General features: G+C 41.4%; 1 pseudogene. It reads left to right on the forward strand.

Annotation, left to right across the window (positions count from 1 at the left end):
* Positions 1-25: 25 nt before the first annotated feature.
* A pseudogene (gene secY, locus AAEY78_RS13600) lies at positions 26-263 on the forward strand (preprotein translocase subunit SecY); the annotation flags it as partial.

Below are 263 nucleotides of genomic sequence, written 5' to 3' on the forward strand. Positions count from 1 at the left end.
GAGTAGTAACGTGTCAAAACAATCAATGTCATCGGCTGGTATACCGCTTAATCCATTTGCCTTCATACGCAAGTATGACGAATTATGGACACGTTTATTATTCTTAATCGGCGCATTGATTGTTTATCGTTTAGGGTCACATATTCCAGTTCCGGGTATCAACCCAGTTAACTTGGCTGATCTGTTTTCGCGCAACGAAAACACCATTCTGAGCATGTTTAATATGTTCTCAGGTGGTGCGCTAGAGCGTATGTCTATTATGG

It is taken from the genome of Psychrobacter sp. 16-MNA-CIBAN-0192, assembly GCF_040309565.1.
GTDB lineage: Bacteria > Pseudomonadota > Gammaproteobacteria > Pseudomonadales > Moraxellaceae > Psychrobacter.